The following is a 16405-nucleotide window of genomic DNA, read 5'->3' as shown; positions in this document are numbered from 1 at the left end:
CGGCCGCGCTGGAGTGTTTTTATCATGAACAGTTTTTTGCGTAATACCGTGTTGGGCACTGTCGCTTCGTTGTTGATCAGCGGTTTTTGCCTGGCCGAAGAACGAACCGTAAGGATCTACAACTGGATCGAATACCTGCCGCCGGAAGTGCTCAAGAGCTTCCAGGAAGAGACCGGAATCCGCCCGATCTACGATGTATTCGACAGCGCCGAAACCATGGAGTCCAAGCTGCTGACGGGAAACTCCGGGTATGACGTGGTATTCCCGGGCACCGCCAACCTGGGGCATCTGATCACCGCCGGTGCCGTCCAACCGTTGGACCGCGCGCAGTTGCCGAACTGGCAGCACCTGGACCCCGCGTTCATGAAATCCCTGGAAGCGGTGGGGGACACCGGCAACCGCTACGCCGTACCTTACCTATGGGGCACCACATTGATCGGCTACAACGTCGACAAGGTGCGCAAAGCCCTGGGCGCCGACGTGCAGATGAACAGCTGGGACATCATCTTCAAGGAAGAAAACCTCGCCAAGCTCGCCAGTTGTGGCGTGGGTTTCCTCGACGCCGGCAACGAGATCCTGCCGATTGCCTTGCACTACAAGGGCCTCGACCCCAATAGCCAGAAGCGTGAGGACTATGCGCAAGCCCAGGCCGTGATGATGAAGATTCGCCCTTACGTCACTTACTTCAACTCCTCGCGCTACGGCATGGACCTGGCCAACGGTGATATCTGTGTGGGTGTGGGCTGGTCCGGCGGTGTCGCATTGGCTACGCGACTGGCAGATGCCGCCGGCAAGGGCGTCAAGGTCGAGATGGCACTGCCCAAGGAAGGCGCGCCGATGTGGGCGGACGTGATGATGATCCCGGCCAATGCGCCCGATACTGCAGAGGCCCATGCGTTCATCAATTACATCCTGCGCCCGGACGTGATTGCGCGCATCAGCAACAAAATCGGCTACCCCAACCCGAACAAGGACGCCACTGCGCTGGTGGACGCCAGCATCCGCAACGACCCCAACATGTATGTGCCGGAGGAAGCGCGCAAGACCCTGTTCGCCCTGGAGCCGATCCCGGCCGCCGTGGAGCGCATCCGTACCCGCACTTGGACCGCCATCAAGAGCAACCGCTGATCAGTATGGCCTGACCCCGCAATGGGTCAGGCCTGCATGCCGTAAAACAGCAACTCGGTGATACGCCTGACCTGGGTAGAGTGCGCGTCGATATCCGGGTGTTCCTGGTTCACCAGTCGGAACAGTTGCAGGTGCGAATAGTCGTTCAACAGGAACGCGGCCAATTCCACATCGAGCTGCGGACGCAGCTTGCCGGCCCGTTGCAATTCCCGCAGCAATTCGCTGATTTCGGCCCTGAGCGCATCGTTCATGGCCCGATAGCCTGCCGGCAGTTCATTGTTGCCACCGAAGAGAATCAGCGGCAGCAGTTCACGCCACAGGCTGGGGTGCATGACTTCCAACGCATAGCCGGTAAGCAGGCGTTCCAGGTGGCAGAGCGCTTCGACCGGGTCGTCTATTTCGTGGATCCGGCTGCGGGTGTCGGTGATCGCGCGTTGATCGGCGTGGTGCAGGATTTCCAGGATGATTTCCTGCTTGTTGCCGAAGTACTTGAACACCGTCGGCGGCGACACCCCGGCCTGGCTGGCGATCTGTTCGATGGTGGTGTTCTGGAAACCCTGGCGCTCAAACAGTTCGATCGCGGCCTTGCTGATAGCTTGCCGGCGTTCGGCTTTCTGACGTTCACGCAGTCCGCTCACAGGAGATCCTTGTCACGAGTAAAAAGAGGGGCGCTTGTCGCCCCGGTATCCCTGCAAAATACTTAATTGGGTAAAGCTTTTAAAGCACTAATTGCCATTCAAGGGGTTTGCCGCTGATGCTTCTTCAGCCTGTAGGCAAATTGAGCGCGGCTGAGCCCCACGAGCCTGGCGGCGGCGGCCAGGTTGCCGGCGTTTTGTTGCAGCGCTTCATTGATCAGGCGCGATTCAAGGCCGTCAATGGAAAACCCCTGGTCCAGCTGGCCAAGGGTGTCCAGCAGTGCAGGGCGGGGCGCTGTGGTGGTTAGCTGCGGCCCGCTATTTGACAGGCTGCCGTGGTCGTCCAGGCCATAGGGATCGGCGGGCATCGGCTCGTTGCGAAACAGGTGCACCAGGTCAATCGCTTGGCCTTCGTCACTGGCGATCAGGCCGCGTTCGATCAGGTTTTGCAGCTCGCGTACATTGCCCGCGAAGTCATAGCGCAGCAAAACCTTCAGGGCGCGCATGGTCAGGCCCGCCGGCGTTCGCGCGTATTCCTGGCAGAAGCGCGTGAGGAATGCGTTGATCAGCAGCGGGATGTCGTCCCTGCGTTCGCGTAGCGGTGGCAGGGCGATGGGGTAGACATTCAGCCGGTAGAACAGGTCTTCACGAAACGTACCGTCAGCCACGGCTTTACGCAGGTCGATATTGGTGGCGGCGACCACGCGCACGTCCACCTTGATACCGCGCACGCCGCCGACCCGTTCGATTTCCCGCTCCTGCAAGGCCCGCAGCAACTTGCTCTGCCCGCCCAGGCTGAGGCTGGTGATTTCATCCAGGAACAGCGTGCCGCCCTGGGCCCGTTCGAAACGTCCGGGGCGCGAGTGCGTCGCGCCGGTATAGGCACCGCGTTCGACACCGAAGAGTTCGGCCTCGATCAGGTTATCCGGAATGGCGGCGCAATTGAGCGCCACGAACGGGCCGTCATGGCGGTGACTGAGCTGGTGCAACTGGCGCGCAAACATCTCCTTGCCCACTCCGGACTCACCGCTGATCAACACCGTTGCCGGGGTCAGCGCGACGCGTTGCAGGGCTTGTGTCGCGGCGTTGAACGCCGCGCTGGCGCCCACCAGCGTTTGCGTCGGGTTGGCCCTGGCGCTGCGGCTCACCGGGTGCTCGGGCGTGGGCGCGAGCGTGGTGCTGGTGACGGCCTGGGACACATTCAGGTAGCGCAGGTCCTGCTCGACGTCACCCCATTGCTCGGCCGTCTTGCCGATCACCCGACAGCTGCGGTGGCCCATGCCACGGCATTCCACTTCGCGGAAAATCACCATTTGCCCGAACAGGCCACTGACGAAACCGATGGCATAGCCGGTTTCAGTCCAGCACACCGGGTCCTGGCCGATGCCGTAGGCGCCCACATGCTCATCGGCCTCGCAGGAGTGGTGCCAGAGGAACTCACCTTCATAGAACCCCGAATCGGCATCGAACTTGAAGTGCAGCGGCTCGACCTTGGTCATGCCCTCCAGGGTGTGCAGGTGTGTCCCGGCGCGAAACACCGCGGCGGCATCGGCCTGTGGCCAGCGCTCGCGTATCAACCGCGCATCCCGCGCGCCGGAGGCATAACCGGTGCGGGTGAACAGGCCGCGCGCCTGCTCCAGGCCCAGGCGCTCGATGACCTCCCCGCGCAGGGCGCCGAACGACGAACTGTGCAGCAACAACATGCGTTGATCGTTGAGCCAGATACGCCCGTCTTCGGGAGAAAAAAACAGGCAGTCGGTCAGTTCCGCCGGCGTGGGCGAGCTGCCGGCGCTGAGTTGGCGGCTGTCGCCGCGCGGATGGAAGGCCGCGTTGGCCACCCGGTCGTCGGGCAGCGCACTGGGGGGATTAGTCATTGTTATGCCCCTGCAAAGCGAGTGAACGATATGAGTAACTGCTCAGATAGTTATTAAACATAACCTTATCAATTGAACAAGTGGCAGGGCCCCGGTTCTTGCAGGCAACCGCTCGGTGGGGTGTGAGCGCAGCGCGGCGGGCCTCGACCCAGAGCCCTCGACGCGTTACGTCAGCAGCTTTGCGCGCAAGCGGCACAGCCTTTGCTCAAGGCTTGATGCGGCGTTTGCACCCTGTGCAGGCGATGACAATTACAAGAACTCGGAGTTGCCATGTCAGTGTCTGAAACCACTCACTTTCTACAGCGGGCCATTGCGTCCGAATGCCTGTTCAACGGCGATTGGATACCCGCCTCGGGGTCCGTGATCCCAGTGATCGAACCCGCCACCGGCGAACCCCTGATGCGCTGCGCCATGGCCACCCCGGCCGACATCGCCATCGCCTGCCGCAACGCGGCCCTGGCGCAGCCGGCATGGGCTGCATTCGGCCCTCGGGAGCGTGCCGAGGTGTTTCGCAAGGCGGCGGACCTGGCTCAGCAGTCCTTCGCGGAACTGGCGCTGTATGTCGCGCGGGAAACCGGCGGCGCGTTGTTCAAGGGTGAACACGAAGTGCGCGAAGCGATAGTGCTGCTGCATCAGGCGGCGGGGCTGTTGTCCCAGCCGCACGGGGTGGTGCTGCCCAGTGAAGCCGGGCGCCTGTCCTATGCGCGGCGTCAGCCCCATGGCGTGGTCGGGGTGATTTCGCCGTTCAATTTTCCGCTGATCCTGTCGCTGCGCTCGGTGGCGCCGGCGCTGGCGGCGGGCAATGCGGTGGTGCTCAAGCCCGACCCGCAGACGCCGGTCAGCGGTGGTTTTCTCATCGCCCGGCTGTTCGAGGAGGCGGGCTTGCCCAAGGGCCTGCTGCAGGTGTTGCCCGGCGCTGCGCCGGAGGGGGAGGCGCTGTGCCGCGATCCGAATGTGCGGATGATTGCGTTCACCGGATCCACGGCGGCGGGGCGCAAAGTCGCCGAAGTGGCGGGGCGACACCTGAAAAAAGTCGCGCTGGAACTGGGCGGCAAAAACCCGCTGATCATTCTCGAAGACGCCGACCTCGACCTGGCCGCGAGCAATGCCGCCTGGGGCGCCTGGATGCACCAGGGGCAGATCTGCATGGCGACCGGCTTGATTCTCGCCCACGAATCCATCGCCGAACGCCTCACGCGCAAGTTGGTGGACAAGGCCCGGGCGTTGACGGTGGGCAATGCCGCCCGCGGTGAGGCCGCGCTCGGCCCATTGATCAACCAACGGCAATTGCAGCGCGTACACGCAATCGTCAGCGACAGCCTGCAAGCGGGCGCGCGGTTGGAGGCGGGCGGCGAATATGACCGGTTGTTCTACCAGCCCACCGTGCTCAGTGGCGTGCGTCCGGGTATGCGCGCGTTTGAGGATGAAATCTTCGGCCCGGTGGCCACGGTGGTCAGCTTCGCCACGGACGAGGAGGCCATCGAACTGGCCAACCGCACCGAGTACGGCCTGTCGGCCGCCATCATCTCGCCGTCGGTCGGGCGCGCCATGGCCATCGGCGAGCGGCTTGACTGCGGCCTGTTGCACATCAACGACCAGACCGTGGCCGACGAATGCATCAACCCGTTCGGCGGGCGCGGCGCCTCCGGTAATGGCGGCAGCGTGGGCGGGCCGGCCGACTGGGACGAGTACAGCCAGTGGCAGTGGGTCACGCTGAAAAATACACCGCCCGCCTATCCGTTCTGAGCCCTGGCTCATCGGTTTGATCCACCCATGCCTATACAAAAACAAGAGGGCTTGAACATGAACCTGCAGAACAAAACCTTGATCGTCACTGGCGTCGCTTCCGGCATTGGCGCCGAGCTGGCGCGGCTTGCGCGCTTCCAGGGGGCCACGGTGATCGGCGTTGATCGCCATGCACCGCAACTGACCCTGGATAGCTTCGTCCAGGCTGACCTGGGCGACCCTGCCAGCATCGATGCGCTGGTGGCACGCCTGCCGGCGCGCATCGATGGGCTGTGCAACATTGCCGGCGTGCCCGGTACGGCGCCCTTGCAAGCGGTGGCCACGGTCAATTACCTGGGGCTGCGGCACCTGACCCAATCGCTGCTGCCACGCATGTCGGCGGGCGGCAGCATCGTCAATGTCGCCTCGGTCCTCGGTGCGCAATGGCCGCAACGGCTGGAGCGGCACAAGGCCCTGGCCGCGACGCCAAGCTTCGAGGCAGGGCAGCAGTGGCTGGCGGCCAACCCGGTGGAGCAGGACAACTGTTATCAGTACTTCAAGGAAGCGCTGATCGTGTGGAGCTTCCAGCAATCCCAGGGCTGGTTTCGCGATCACTCGGTACGCATCAACTGCGTCGCGCCGGGGCCGGTGTTTACCCCGATTCTCGGCGATTTCGTCAGCATGCTCGGGCCGGAGCGGGTGGCCGCAGACAGCCAGCGCATGACCCGGCCAGCCCTGGCCGATGAGGTGGCGGCGGTGATTGCCTTCCTCTGCTCGGACGCTGCGCGCTGGGTCAACGGGGTCAATCTGCCGGTGGATGGTGGCTTGGCCGCGACCTACGTGTAGCGCTTGCAACGGCGCTAAACCCCGGCGCGGCGCCTTCGCGCCGGGGGTCTTGAACAACAACAAAAATACAGGACATCCAAGATGCTCAAGCCTATCTTGCGGACGGTTGCGGCCATGCCTTTTGTCGCACTGTCATCGATTGCACACGCTTACGACCTGCCCGGGCTCAACCTCGGCAGCACCAGTTTCTACGACGGCTCACCGGCCCCGGCCGGCCCTGGCTGGTACCTGGAGGAATACCTGACGTACTCCCGAGCCAGCCGCTTCAATGACGCCAACGGTCACAAGCTGGCGTTGCCCAAACAGGACCTGGACGTGGTGGCGCCCACCACGCAGATCATCTACCTCGGGCAACCCCTGGCCAATGGTGCGATGCCGGGACTCACCCTGATCAACACCTCCCTGGTCCACGCAGATGTCGACGATGGCTTGAACAATGCGGCGCTGAGTTCTCGCGCCGGGTTTGGTGATGTGACTGTGGGGCCCTTCCTGCAACTGCCGACCCTGAGCCGCGCCGATGGCAGCCCGTTGTTGACCCAACGTGTCGAAGCCGATATCTCGGTGCCGGTGGGGGCCTATGATCGCAAGCGCTCGATCAACCCAGGCAGCAACTTCTGGTCATTCAACCCGTATTACGCGGCAACGTACTGGTTCAGCCCGAAGTGGTCGGCGAGCGGGCGTTTCATGTACCTGTGGAATGGCAAGAATGATGAGCCGCAGGCCGGTTTTGGGGATGTTTCCGATACCCAGGCCGGCCAGGCGTTGCATGCCAACCTGACCGTGCAATATGCCTTGAGCCAGCAACTGAGCGTGGGGGTGAACGGCTACTGGTTGAAGCAGATCACCGACACCCAGGTGGACGGGCACGCCGTGAGCGGGCGCCGGGAGAAGGTCTGGGCCATGGGCCCAGGCCTGTTATACGCCTTCAACAAGGAGAACGTGCTATCGGTGAACGCCTACTTTGAACAGCAGGCTGAGAACCGCACCGAGGGCAATAAACTGGTGCTCAATTGGCTGCACAAGTTCTAGGCTTTGGTGTGCCCGGCCGCTTCCGGGGTGGACAGGTTCAGTGGCGCCTTACGCACCATGACGGTGATGATAGCCAGCGCCGCGATCGCCAACCCGGGAGAGGTCGCCAGCAGGACGCCTGTGGTGCCCGCACCTGCGGCGAGCAGTTGTCCCGCCGCCAGCGGTCCGGCCATCGAGCCCAGCCGGCCGATGGCCACGGCCGCACCGACACCGGTGGCGCGTACCGCCGTTGGATAGGAGGGCGGTGCCGACGCATAGAGCACCAACTGCGCGGCCATGACGAACAAGCCCGCGGCGAAACCGGCGATGGCCATGGGCACGATGCCCACCGACAGCCCGACCCCGGCCAGGGCCGCGAGCAGCCCGGCATACACGAACAGCACCACTCTGAGGGCATTGCAGCGGTCCAGCAGGACACCGCCGAGCAGCGAGCCAAGGGCGCCGCCGATGTTGAACAGCATCTGCACCATGCCCGCCTGGGGTTTGCTGAAGCCTTGTTCGAGCAACAACGACGGCAGCCAGTTGAGCAGCATGTACATCACAGTCAGGGTGAAGAAGTAGCTGAGCCACAAGGCCAGCGTGGTGCCTGCGCGCCCTTCGCCGAACAGCGCCTGGCGGGTGGAGGGGCGGGCACTGAGGGTATTGTCGAGCTGTTGGCGAAAGGCGTTGGACTCGGGCAGCAGCAGGATCATCAACGGCACGGCCAGCAAGGGCGCCAGGCCGCCGATGATAAAGGTGGTCTGCCAGTGTTCACTGGAAAACATCGCCACCACCGCCGCCAATGCGCCGCCCAACGGCACGCCGCAGTACATCACACTGATGGCGGTGCCCCGGCTGCGTTCGCTGACCGCTTCGGCGCACAGGGCGATCAGGTTGGGCAGCGCGGCACCCAGCCCGAGGCCGGTCAGAAAGCGCACCAACAGCAGGCTCGAGTAGCTTTCGACAAACGCGGTGCAAAGCGAGAACAGCCCGAACAGCAGCACGGCGATCACCAGGATTTTTTTGCGCCCGATTCGGTCGGCGACCCAGCCACCGAAGAACGCCCCCGGCAGCAGGCCAATGATCCCGACGCTGAACACCCAACCGAGCATCTTCGGGTCCAGGGCAAAACTCTGGCGCAACCCCGCGGCGGCGGTTCCGGCGGCTTGCAGATCGAACCCTTCGATCAGCGCAACGATAAAGCACAACGCGATAGTCAGCGTCGAACGACGCGATGGACTGTCCATGGGCAAACCTCATTGTTGTTGTTTTTGTTGTGGTGGCGAGCGCAAGTGGCTGCTGCTGATTAAGATAACAAAGATAACTAAAAAATGAATGGCGTATTAAAAATGCTAAAAACAGTAAATAAGTGCTTTAAATTCATGGTGTTGTGATGCGTGTCAGTGTTCATCATAAAAATAGATAGCTTTATTAATGTTCGATTATCGGTCAGTCGCTGTTGACGAGTGCCGTCGGCTGTTTCCATTCTCTATTGGCGAAGCCGAACGGGCCGAGCGTGTGCCACCCCCAAAAACAACAACAAAAAATGGACAACGAACATGCCAAAACTCCCGATGGAGGACGCCGTTGCAGTGGCGTCCGTCTCCTGTGTGTCGAACCGCAAGCCAGGCCTGGTCATGGCGTTGCTGGCCTTGAGCGTGTTGCCCTCCCAGCTGTGGGCGGCCGGCTTTATCGACGACAGCCACGGCACCTTGACCCTGCGCAATTACTATCTGGATCGCGACTACAAGGACGACGGTGCAAAGACCGCTGCGCGAGAATGGGCCCAGGCGTTCATCCTCAACCTGGAATCGGGGTACACCCCGGGCCCGCTGGGCTTTGGCCTGGATGTGCGCGGGTTGATGGGGGTCAAGCTCGATTCTTCGCCGGACCGCAGCGGCACCGAGTTGTTGCCGGTGTCGGCCAGCGACAAGCGTGCCGCCGATGAGTACTCGCGCCTGGCGCCGACCGCCAAGATGCGGTTTGCCCAAACCACCGTGAAGACCGGTGACGTGTCGATCTTCCTGCCGTTCGCCTTTGCCAGCCCGTCGCGCCTGCTGCCGCAAACCTTTCGCGGCACCACCTTGAGCTCCAAGGATATCGACGGCCTGACCTTCAATACCGGCTATATCGACCGCATCAACAAACGCGACTCCACCAGCTACCAGGCCATGACCATCGCCTCGCCCAACCGGCGTTTCAACGCCACCGCCACCACCTCGCACCTGGCTTACGTCGGCGGTGACTACCAGGTCAACAAAGACCTCAGCCTGCGCGCCTATCACTCGCAGATAGCCGACCTCTACCAGCAGGACACCCTGGCGTTGTTGCACAATCTGCCCGTGGGCGATGGCGTGCTCACCAGCGACTTGCGCAGTTTCTTCAGTCGCGAGGACGGCAGTGCCAAGGCGGGGAACGTGGATAACCGCAACCTCTCGGCGTTGTTTGGCTACCGCCTGGGCGGTCACAAATTCAGCCTGGGCTACATGCATTCCAGTGGGGAGACGGCCACGCCCTATATCTCCGGGACGGAGCTGATGGGCATGAGCGAACTGACCATGAGTTCGGACTTTCTCAACGCCAAGGAGCGCACCTGGCAGGCGATCTACGACTATGACTTCGCGGCTTCCGGTTTACCGGGCCTGAAGGGCCGGCTGCGTTACGTGCGCGGCGATAACATCGAGCTGGCGGCATTCAACGCCGAGGATCGCAAGGAGCGCGAGTTCCAGATGGAGCTGGGCTACGTGATCCAGAGCGGCCCGCTGAAGAACGTCGGGCTGCTGGCGCGCAAGTCGATCTATCGCAATGACTTCCCGGCTGGCGCGGCATTTCGCGATGAAAACCAGACCCGTTTCCTGGTGCTTTACACCGTGGCGCTCTGGTAAGCCGTCAGTCCTGATACACCTTCTTCAGCAAGCGCAGCAGCTCTGCACGTTCCTCAGCGTCCAGGGCTGCGGTGGAGTCCAGGTCACTCTGGACGGCGATCTCTTTGAGCGCCTTGAGCAGGGTTTCGCCGGTCTTGCTGAGGAAGATCCCATAGGAGCGCTTGTCTGGTTTGCAGCGCACACGCACGGCGAGGGCGCGGCTTTCCAGCTTGTTCAGCAACGGCACCACCTGGGGCGGCTCAATCGCCAGCGCGCGAGCCAGGTCGGTCTGCATCAGGCCGGGATTCTGCTCGATGATCGCCAGGGCCGAGAACTGAGCGGGGCGCAGGTCGTGCTCGGCAAGCCGACCGATCAGGTTCTGGAACAGCTTGAGCTGCGCACGCCGTATGGCGTAACCGATCAGGTCGTCCAGGGCCGAATCCAGCGGCGCACGCCCCTCGGTGGTGTCGGGCAGGGCCAGGTTGGCGTCGGCGATGTTGGAAGGCTTGGCCATTGACAGTGCAATCCTCAGAAGGTGGAGGTTAAGAAAGCTATCTAGTTTGCCGAGGTTCGCGAGCCATGGCTATGCCGGCTTTTCATAACGCCCGAGCGGCTTAGGTTTTACAAGGGGAAAATATTGGTTATCAAGGTTAATAGTTAATTGACATAACTATATTTGCGGTTTAATTTCGAATCATCTTCCAACCAAGAACAAGAGCGTACCGTCATGAGCAATTACGAAGGCCGTTGGACCACCGTCAAGGTTGAAATCGAGGAAGGCATTGCCTGGGTCATTCTCAATCGCCCGGAAAAACGCAACGCCATGAGCCCGACCCTGAACCGCGAAATGATCGACGTCCTGGAAACCCTGGAGCAGGACCCCGCCGCCGGCGTACTGGTACTGACCGGTGCCGGTGAAGCCTGGACCGCCGGCATGGACCTCAAGGAATACTTTCGCGAAGTGGATGCCGGCCCGGAAATCCTCCAGGAGAAAATCCGCCGCGAAGCCTCGCAATGGCAATGGAAACTGCTGCGCATGTACGCCAAGCCCACCATCGCCATGGTCAATGGCTGGTGCTTCGGCGGCGGCTTCAGCCCATTGGTGGCGTGCGACCTGGCGATCTGCGCCGACGAAGCCACCTTCGGCCTCTCGGAAATCAACTGGGGCATCCCACCGGGCAACCTGGTGAGCAAGGCCATGGCCGACACCGTGGGCCATCGTCAATCGCTGTACTACATCATGACCGGCAAGACCTTCGGCGGGCAGAAGGCCGCCGAGATGGGCCTGGTCAACGAAAGCGTACCGCTGGCGCAACTGCGCGAAGTGACCATCGAACTGGCGCGCAACCTGCTGGAGAAAAACCCGGTGGTGCTGCGGGCGGCCAAGCATGGCTTCAAGCGTTGCCGCGAACTGACCTGGGAGCAGAACGAGGATTACCTCTACGCCAAGCTCGATCAGTCGCGCTTGCTCGACACCGAAGGCGGCCGCGAGCAGGGCATGAAGCAGTTCCTCGACGACAAGAGCATCAAGCCCGGCCTGCAGACGTACAAACGCTGAGGCTGGTCGGCGAATGGCGGGCGCATCCCGCTGTTCGCCGCCTCACCCTGGCGCTACTGTGACATCGCTTGAATGCATTCCCCATAAAGACAATAAAGAGGAATCACCATGCTGGACGTGCCCCTGTTGATCGGCGGCCGGTCGTGCCCCGCCCGTGACGGTCGAACCTTCGAGCGTCGCAACCCGGTGACCGGTGAAGTGGTTTCGCGGGTTGCCGCCGCGACCCTGGACGATGCCGACGCCGCCGTGGCCGCAGCCCAGGCGGCGTTCCCCGGCTGGGCCGCGCTGGCGCCGAACGAACGCCGCACCCGGTTGCTCAAGGCGGCCGAGCACTTGCAGGCGCGCAGCGCCGAATTCATTGCCGCCGCCGGCGAAACCGGCGCCATGGCCAACTGGTATGGCTTCAACGTGCGCCTGGCGGCCAACATGCTGCGTGAAGCAGCGTCGATGACCACCCAGATCACGGGCGAAGTGATTCCCTCCGATGTCCCCGGCAGTTTCGCCATGGCCCTGCGTCAGCCGTGCGGCGTGGTGCTGGGGATTGCGCCGTGGAATGCCCCGGTCATCCTCGCCACGCGCGCCATCGCCATGCCGCTGGCCTGTGGCAATACCGTGGTGCTCAAGGCTTCGGAGTTAAGCCCGGCGGTGCATCGCCTGATTGGCCAGGTCTTGCAGGATGCCGGGCTGGGCGATGGCGTGGTCAACGTCATCAGCAACGCACCGGCCGATGCCGCCGCGATTGTCGAACGGCTGATCGCCAACCCGGCGGTGCGCCGGGTCAACTTCACCGGCTCGACCCATGTCGGGCGGATTGTCGGCGAACTCTCGGCGCGTCACCTCAAGCCGGCCTTGCTGGAGTTGGGCGGCAAGGCGCCGCTCCTGGTGCTCGACGACGCCGACCTGGATGCGGCGGTTGCCGCGGCAGCGTTTGGTGCCTACTTCAACCAGGGGCAGATTTGCATGTCCACCGAGCGCCTGATTGTCGATGCCAAGGTCGCCGATGCGTTTATCGCCAAGCTGACCGCCAAGGTCGCCAGCCTGCGCGCCGGTGACCCCGCGGCGGCGGATTCGGTCTTGGGTTCCCTGGTGGATGCCAGCGCCGGTACGCGCATCAAGGCCCTGATCGACGATGCGCTGGGCAAGGGCGCACGGCTGGTCGCGGGCGGCCAGTTGGAGGGCAGCATTCTGCAGCCGACCCTGATCGATGGCGTCACCGAAAACATGCGCTTGTACCGCGAAGAATCCTTCGGCCCGGTGGCGGTGTTGCTGCGCGGTGACGGTGATGAGGCACTGCTGCGCCTGGCCAACGACTCCGAGTTCGGCCTGTCGGCGGCGATCTTCAGCCGCGACACCGGGCGTGCGCTGGCGCTGGCGCAGCGGGTGGAGTCGGGCATTTGCCACATCAACGGGCCGACCGTGCATGACGAGGCGCAGATGCCCTTTGGCGGGGTCAAGTCCAGCGGTTACGGCAGCTTTGGCGGCAAGGCGTCGATTGAACACTTCACGCAATTGCGCTGGGTGACCTTGCAGAACGGGCCGCGGCATTACCCGATCTGAGCAGGCGTCGCGACATAACAATAACAAGGCGGCTGTGATCCGCCTTGCTGGAGGACACCCTTGTGAGTTCCGAATTCAGACCGCAACCCCAGCCCGCACCGCGCTACCGCGAGGTCTCCATCGGCCACGCCCCGGTGGCGGTCACTGAAGAGCAGGGCGTGCTGCATATGCGTTCCCTGGAGCCATTGGCCGAGTTGCCGGCGCGCTTGCTCGATCGTCTGGTGCATTGGGCCCGGGTGCGTCCCGAGCAGACCTTCATTGCCGCACGGCAGGCCGATGGTGACTGGCGTCGCGTCAGCTACGCGCAGATGCTTGAGAGCGTGCGGGCGATTGCCCAGGCCTTGCTGAGTTACGGCCTGTCGGCAGACAAGCCGCTGGCGTTGCTGTCGGGCAATGACATCGAGCATCTGCAACTGGCCCTCGGCGCGATGTATGCCGGTATCCCTTACTGCCCGGTGTCGCCGGCGTATTCGTTGTTGTCCCAGGACTTCGCCAAGCTGCGGCATGTATGCGACCTGCTGCAGCCGGGGCTGGTGTTCGTCAGCGATGCGGCGGCCTACCAGCGCGCGATCGACGCGGTATTGCCGGCCGAGACGCCGCTGATCTGCGTGCGCGGCCATGTGCCGGGACGCACCCAGGTCAGCTTCGCGAGCCTGCTGCAAACCCCGGGCGGCAGTGCGGCCGATCAGGCGTTCAATGTCACCGGCCCGGACAGCATCGCCAAGTTTCTTTTCACCTCGGGCTCGACCAAATTGCCCAAGGCGGTGATCACCACGCAACGCATGCTCTGCGCCAACCAGCAGATGCTGTTGCAGACGTTTCCGGTGTTCGGCGAAGAGCCGCCGGTGCTGGTGGACTGGTTGCCGTGGAATCACACCTTCGGCGGCAGCCACAACGTCGGCATCGTGCTCTACAACGGCGGCACCTTTTACCTCGACGCTGGCAAGCCCACGGCCCAGGGGTTTGCCGAGACCCTGCGCAACCTCAAGGAGGTGTCGCCCACGGCCTATCTGACGGTGCCCAAGGGCTGGGAAGAGTTGGTCAGCGCCCTGGAGCAGGATGCCGAGTTGCGCGAGTGCTTTTTTGCGCGAATGAAATTGTTTTTCTTCGCCGCCGCGGGCCTGTCGCAAAGTGTCTGGGACCGCCTCGACCGGGTGGCCGAACAGCACTGCGGAGAACGCATCCGCATGATGGCCGGGCTGGGCATGACCGAAGCCGCGCCATCCTGCACCTTCACCACCGGGCCGTTGTCCATGGCCGGCTATATCGGTTTGCCCGCGCCGGGCTGCGAGGTGCGCCTGGTGCCGGTGGACGGCAAGTTCGAAGGGCGCTTTCGCGGGCCGCACATCATGCCGGGGTACTGGCGGGCGCCGGAACAAACCGCCGAGGTGTTTGACCCGCACGGCTTCTATTGTTCGGGGGACGCGATCAAGCTCGCCGACCCGAATCGGCCGCAACTGGGGCTGATGTTCGACGGGCGCATCGCCGAGGATTTCAAACTGTCCTCCGGCGTGTTTGTCAGCGTCGGGCCGTTGCGCAATCGCGCGGTGCTGGAAGGCTCGCCGTATGTGCAGGACCTGGTGATTGCCGCGCCGGACCGCGAATGCCTGGGCGCCCTGGTCTTCCCCAGGCTCTACGAATGCCGCCGGCTGGCGGGCTTGAACGCCGACGCGAGCGACGCCGACGTACTCGCCAGCGCGCCGGTGCGCCAATGGTTCGGCGACTGGTTGCAGCGCCTCAATCGCGACGCCACCGGCAATGCCAGCCGTTTGGAATGGATTGCCTTGCTCGACGAGCCGGCGTCTATCGACCGTGGGGAAATTACCGACAAGGGGTCGATCAACCAGCGTGCGGTACTGCAATGGCGCGCGGCCAAGGTCGAGGCGCTGTATCGCGGTGAAGATGCTGCGATCCTGCGTGCCGAGCCCAAGCCTTGAGCGGCGTGGGGCAATATTCGGCGTTTGCCGACGTGGCGATTTACGAGGCGCTACGCACGCCGTGGGTCGACCTCGGTGGCGCCTTGTCCCTGGTCTCGCCCATCGACCTGGGGATCAAGGTCGGCCGTGAAGTCCTGGCCCGTGCCGGTATCGACCCGCTGGCGGTGGACAGCGTGCTGGCCGGCTCCATGGCCCAGGCCAGCTTCGATGCCTATTTGCTGCCGCGGCATGTCGGGTTGTACTGCGGCGTGGCGCAATCGGTCCCGGCGCTGGGGGTGCAGCGCATCTGCGCCACGGGTTTCGAGCTGTTGCGCCAGGCCGCTGAGCAACTGCGCGACGAGGTGCAACTGGCCTTGTGCGTGGCCAGTGAGTCGATGTCCCGCAACCCGATTGCGGCCTACACCCACCGGGATGGGTTTCGTCTCGGTGGCGAAGTGCAATTCAAGGATTTTCTCTGGGAAGCCCTATACGACCCGGCCCCGGGGCTGGACATGATCGCCACCGCCGACCACCTGGCGCGCCGCCATGGCTTGAGCCGCGAGGCCGTGGACCGTTACGCCTGCGCGAGCCATCAGCGTGCGTTGCAGGCGCAGCGTGACGGCGCGTGGGCTGAAGAGATCGTGACGGTCGATAACCAAGTGTTCGAGCTGGAGGGGTATCAGCCGCGTGGCATCCGCCTGGCGCGCCGCGCCGCTGCCGTCACCCAGGACAGCCACCCACGGCCCACCGACCTTGCGGCCCTGGCACGCTTGCGCGCCGTGCATGCCAATGGCGTGCAAACCGCTGGCAACAGCTGCGCGGTGGTCGATGGTGCGGCGGCAGCCCTGGTCGGGCGCGCCTCGGCCTGCCCGCGTGTGCCCCTGGCCCGGCTGCTGGCCAGCGCGGTGGTCGGTGTGGCGCCGGAGTTCATGGGCATCGGTCCGGCGCCGGCGATCCGCTTGCTGCTGCATCGCAGCGGGTTGAGCCTGGATGACATCGGCCGTTTCGAGATCAACGAAGCGCAGGCGGCCCAGGTATTGGCGGTGGCCCAGGAACTGGAGCTGGACAGCACCCGGCTCAACGTCCAGGGCGGTTCGCTGGCGGTGGGGCATCCATTGGCCGCCACCGGCCTGCGCTTGGTCATGACGCTGGCCGGGCAATTACGCCGGCACAACCTGCGCTACGGGATTGCCGCTGCCTGCGTCGGCGGTGGGCAGGGCATGGCGTTGTTGATCGAGAACCCGGCCTATCGCGGTTGAGCGTTCAACGGTGTAACTCCTTTTTATTCGATGAG

Annotated in this window: 13 protein-coding genes; 9 read left to right on the top strand and 4 right to left on the bottom strand. The window is 63.6% G+C overall.

Translation table 11 applies throughout. From position 1 onward, the window contains the following. The first annotated feature begins 24 nt into the window (after positions 1-24). The gene (locus tag ACP7E3_RS24455; RefSeq protein ID WP_057005576.1) at positions 25-1128 is read left to right on the top strand and encodes a polyamine ABC transporter substrate-binding protein; all 1104 of its coding nucleotides are present in this window, start codon (positions 25-27) and stop codon (positions 1126-1128) included. Between the two features lie 26 nt (positions 1129-1154). On the opposite strand, the gene ACP7E3_RS24450 is transcribed toward ACP7E3_RS24455, so the two are convergent. Continuing rightward, positions 1155-1766, bottom strand: coding sequence for a TetR/AcrR family transcriptional regulator (locus ACP7E3_RS24450; RefSeq protein WP_046383969.1), 612 nt, complete (start codon positions 1764-1766; stop codon positions 1155-1157). Between the two features lie 98 nt (positions 1767-1864). Next, positions 1865-3637 carry a sigma 54-interacting transcriptional regulator gene (locus ACP7E3_RS24445; protein WP_426124679.1) on the bottom strand — a complete coding sequence of 591 codons (1773 nt, stop codon included), beginning with the start codon at positions 3635-3637 and terminating at the stop codon, positions 1865-1867. A 270-nt stretch (positions 3638-3907) separates the two neighbouring features. Between ACP7E3_RS24445 and ACP7E3_RS24440 the strand changes: the two genes are divergently transcribed. The 3 genes from ACP7E3_RS24440 to ACP7E3_RS24430 all read left to right on the top strand — a co-directional run bounded on the left by ACP7E3_RS24440 (position 3908) and on the right by ACP7E3_RS24430 (position 7237). Continuing rightward, on the top strand, positions 3908-5383 hold the full coding sequence (locus ACP7E3_RS24440; RefSeq protein ID WP_046483790.1) for a benzaldehyde dehydrogenase: 1476 nt from the start codon (positions 3908-3910) through the stop codon (positions 5381-5383). A 57-nt stretch (positions 5384-5440) separates the two neighbouring features. Further along, positions 5441-6208 (top strand): coniferyl-alcohol dehydrogenase, encoded by a 768-nt coding sequence (locus ACP7E3_RS24435; RefSeq protein ID WP_046383966.1) that lies wholly within the window; start codon positions 5441-5443, stop codon positions 6206-6208. A gap of 81 nt (positions 6209-6289) precedes the next feature. Then, a complete protein-coding gene (locus tag ACP7E3_RS24430; RefSeq protein ID WP_057005579.1) occupies positions 6290-7237 on the top strand; it encodes a SphA family protein in 948 nt (315 codons plus the stop codon). On the opposite strand, the gene mhpT is transcribed toward ACP7E3_RS24430, so the two are convergent. Continuing rightward, on the bottom strand, positions 7234-8463 hold the full coding sequence (mhpT, locus tag ACP7E3_RS24425) for a 3-(3-hydroxy-phenyl)propionate transporter MhpT (protein WP_426124676.1): 1230 nt from the start codon (positions 8461-8463) through the stop codon (positions 7234-7236). The genes ACP7E3_RS24430 and mhpT overlap by 4 nt on opposite strands. 312 nt (positions 8464-8775) lie before the next feature. Here mhpT and ACP7E3_RS24420 point away from each other — a divergent pair, with 312 nt between their 5' ends. Next, positions 8776-10101 carry an OprD family porin gene (locus ACP7E3_RS24420; protein WP_057005581.1) on the top strand — a complete coding sequence of 442 codons (1326 nt, stop codon included), beginning with the start codon at positions 8776-8778 and terminating at the stop codon, positions 10099-10101. Positions 10102-10105: 4 nt separating this feature from the next. On the opposite strand, the gene ACP7E3_RS24415 is transcribed toward ACP7E3_RS24420, so the two are convergent. Next, the gene (locus ACP7E3_RS24415) at positions 10106-10594 is read right to left on the bottom strand and encodes a MarR family winged helix-turn-helix transcriptional regulator (protein ID WP_046383963.1); all 489 of its coding nucleotides are present in this window, start codon (positions 10592-10594) and stop codon (positions 10106-10108) included. A 213-nt stretch (positions 10595-10807) separates the two neighbouring features. Between ACP7E3_RS24415 and ACP7E3_RS24410 the strand changes: the two genes are divergently transcribed. The 4 genes from ACP7E3_RS24410 (at position 10808) to ACP7E3_RS24395 (ending at position 16370) form a co-directional block, all read left to right on the top strand. Beyond that, positions 10808-11638, top strand: coding sequence for a p-hydroxycinnamoyl CoA hydratase/lyase (locus tag ACP7E3_RS24410; RefSeq protein ID WP_046483783.1), 831 nt, complete (start codon positions 10808-10810; stop codon positions 11636-11638). 108 nt (positions 11639-11746) lie between these two features. Then, entirely contained in the window at positions 11747-13195 is a 1449-nt protein-coding gene (locus ACP7E3_RS24405; protein WP_017847932.1) for an aldehyde dehydrogenase, read from the top strand. 62 nt (positions 13196-13257) lie between these two features. Further along, positions 13258-15132, top strand: coding sequence for a feruloyl-CoA synthase (locus ACP7E3_RS24400; protein WP_079443499.1), 1875 nt, complete (start codon positions 13258-13260; stop codon positions 15130-15132). Continuing rightward, a complete protein-coding gene (locus tag ACP7E3_RS24395) occupies positions 15129-16370 on the top strand; it encodes a thiolase family protein (protein ID WP_169865859.1) in 1242 nt (413 codons plus the stop codon). The genes ACP7E3_RS24400 and ACP7E3_RS24395 overlap by 4 nt, the downstream gene beginning before the upstream one ends. Positions 16371-16405: the final 35 nt, after the last annotated feature.

The sequence above is a fragment of the Pseudomonas sp. PSPC2-3 genome, from assembly GCF_049898265.1.
Taxonomy (GTDB): Bacteria; Pseudomonadota; Gammaproteobacteria; order Pseudomonadales; family Pseudomonadaceae; genus Aquipseudomonas; species Aquipseudomonas veronii.
This window is presented reverse-complemented; position numbering and strand designations above follow the sequence as displayed.

Bases quoted from the DNA above. Each gene is read 5' to 3' on its own strand.
- ACP7E3_RS24455 (WP_057005576.1), top strand. From the start codon at position 25: ATGAACAGTTTTTTGCGTAATACCGTGTTGGGCACTGTCGCTTCGTTG.
- ACP7E3_RS24445 (WP_426124679.1), bottom strand. From the start codon at position 3,637: ATGACTAATCCCCCCAGTGCGCTGCCCGACGACCGGGTGGCCAACGCG.
- ACP7E3_RS24440 (WP_046483790.1), top strand. From the start codon at position 3,908: ATGTCAGTGTCTGAAACCACTCACTTTCTACAGCGGGCCATTGCGTCC.
- ACP7E3_RS24435 (WP_046383966.1), top strand. From the start codon at position 5,441: ATGAACCTGCAGAACAAAACCTTGATCGTCACTGGCGTCGCTTCCGGC.
- ACP7E3_RS24430 (WP_057005579.1), top strand. From the start codon at position 6,290: ATGCTCAAGCCTATCTTGCGGACGGTTGCGGCCATGCCTTTTGTCGCA.
- mhpT (WP_426124676.1), bottom strand. From the start codon at position 8,463: ATGGACAGTCCATCGCGTCGTTCGACGCTGACTATCGCGTTGTGCTTT.
- ACP7E3_RS24420 (WP_057005581.1), top strand. From the start codon at position 8,776: ATGCCAAAACTCCCGATGGAGGACGCCGTTGCAGTGGCGTCCGTCTCC.
- ACP7E3_RS24415 (WP_046383963.1), bottom strand. From the start codon at position 10,594: ATGGCCAAGCCTTCCAACATCGCCGACGCCAACCTGGCCCTGCCCGAC.
- ACP7E3_RS24410 (WP_046483783.1), top strand. From the start codon at position 10,808: ATGAGCAATTACGAAGGCCGTTGGACCACCGTCAAGGTTGAAATCGAG.
- ACP7E3_RS24405 (WP_017847932.1), top strand. From the start codon at position 11,747: ATGCTGGACGTGCCCCTGTTGATCGGCGGCCGGTCGTGCCCCGCCCGT.